Below are 2246 nucleotides of genomic sequence, written 5' to 3' on the forward strand. Positions count from 1 at the left end.
CGGGCGACGGCGGCGTCGAGAAGCGCCAGTCCCTGCTCGGCGGCGAGCGGCCGGACGCCGTTGCGGGCGATGCGGACGCGGTCGGTGGCACCCAGATGCTCGGTCAGGCCGCCGTCCTCCCAGAGGCCCCAGGCCACCGCTGTGGCGGGCAGTCCGAGCGAGCGCCGGTGCTCCGCGAGGGCGTCGAGGAAGGCGTTGGCCGCGGCGTAGTTGGCCTGTCCGACGCCGCCGAGCGTGCCGGCGACCGACGAGAACAGGACGAAGTGCGTCAGGTCGGCGTCGCGCGTGAGGTCGTGCAGGTGCAGCGCCGCGTCCACCTTTGGCCGCAACACGGCGTCGACCTGGTCCGGGGACAGACCGGATACCGTCCCGTCGTCGAGGACGCCGGCGCTGTGCACCACGGCGGTCAGGGGCCGGTCGAGGCCGCCGAGCACAGTGGCCAGGGCGTCCCGGTCGGCCACGTCGCACGCTTCGACGGTCGCGGACGCGCCCAGGGCGGCGAGTTCGTCGACCAGGTCGGTGGTGCCCTCGGCTGTGGGTCCGCTTCTGCTCAGCAGCAGCAGGTGGCGGGCGCCGTGCGTGGCGACCATGTGCCGGGCGACGAGCCGGCCCAGGCCGGTGGTCCCGCCGGTGACGAGGGTGACGCCGTCGGGATCGAGCGTCCGAGGTTCTCCGTGCGCCAGGTCGGCCGCGCGCGTCAGGCGGGGGACCAGCACAAGGCCTGCGCGAACGGCAGTCTGCGGCTCACCGGACGCGACCGCGGCGCGCAGCCCCGCCACGTCCGCGGCGTCGGCGGGGGAGTCCGCCTCGGGGTCCAGGTCGATCAGGACGAGGCGTCCGGGGTGTTCGGCCTGCACCGTCCGGGCGAGACCCCACACGGGGGCCCCGGCCAGGTCGGCCACGCCGGATGCGGCATCGGCTGCCATGGCGCCACGGGTCGCGAGGACAAGACGACTGGCCTCGTACCGTTCGTCGCGCAACCAGCGCTGCACCTGTGCGAGGGCGACCTGCACGCGCGCACGGGCCGCGGCCGCGGTGCCGGCGGCTTCCTGCCCGGGACGGTCACAGAGCAGGAGCAAGGTGTCGGGCGCGGGCCCCGTGGTGTCCGCCGCCAGGTCCGCCACACCGTGCGCGTCGAAGCCCGCGTCGGTGAGGACGGAGGCGTAACGCGCGGCATCTGGTCCCACCGCGAGCCATCGGCCCGCGGGCTGCGGCACGGGTGGGGTTGTCATGGGCTTCCACTGCGTATGCAGCAGCATCTGCCGGACGGTCTCGTCCGCTGCGGATGCCGCTCCTTCCCCCATGGGCCGCGTCGACAAGGTGGTCACGGAGACGACAGGGGCTCCTGCCGGGTCCACGGCGAGCAGTGCGACGCCCTCCGGCTCCGGCCAGGTCAGCCGGACTCGCAGCGTGGTGGCCCCGGAAGCGTGCAGCCGTACACCGTGCCAGGAGAACGGCAGGCTGAGCGGCTGGGACTCGTCCTTGTCCACCTCGCCCAGGACGTCTGGGTGGAGGGCCGCGTCCAGCAACGCCGGGTGCAGACCCCAGTCGTCGGTGCTTTCCCCTTCGGGCAGGGTGATCTCGGCGAAGACCTCCGAGTTTCTGCGCCACACGGCTCGTAGGCCTCGAAACGCGGGGCCGTAGCCGTATCCGGCCCGGGCCATCCGCTCGTAGGCGTCCGCGACGGGCACCGCCTCCGCGCCCTGCGGCGGCCAGGTCGCCAGCGCTTCGGCGGCGTCGGTGTCATCCGGCAGGGCGGGGACCAGGAAGCCGCGGGCGTGCCGGGACCACAGCGGGTCGGCCGTCGACTCGGCGCCGCTCTGCGGCGCGGAGTGGACGCTCACCGCACGGCGTCCCGACCCATCCGGGGCCCCGACGGTCAGCTGCAGGCTGACGGTCTGCTGTGCCGCGACCACGAGCGGCGCCTCAAGGACCAGTTCTTCCAGACAGGGGGTGCCCACCTCGTCACCCGCCCGGATCGCGGCCTCGACGAAAGCCGTTCCGGGAAACAGGACGGACCCGCGCACCACGTGGTCGGCAAGCCATGGATGCGTGGCCGCGGAGACCCGCCCGGTGAACACCACACCCTCCTCGTCCGCGCGGTGGATCGCGGCGCCCAGCAGTGGGTGAACGACGGGGCGCAGGCCGAACGACTGCGGGTCGCCGCCCGACGGTGTGTTGAGCCAGTGGTGGGTGCCTTGGAAGGGGTAGGTGGGGAGGTCGGGGTGGATGGGTGGTGTGGTGGG

Annotated in this window: 1 protein-coding gene; it reads right to left on the bottom strand. The window is 74.0% G+C overall.

Going from position 1 to position 2246, the window contains the following annotated elements; translation table 11 throughout:
• Window positions 1–2246, bottom strand: a 2246-nt coding sequence (locus AWZ10_RS42155; protein ID WP_159058558.1) for a type I polyketide synthase, incomplete at both ends; no start/stop codon positions are given.

This window comes from Streptomyces europaeiscabiei (genome assembly GCF_001550375.1).
GTDB lineage: Bacteria > Actinomycetota > Actinomycetes > Streptomycetales > Streptomycetaceae > Streptomyces > Streptomyces europaeiscabiei.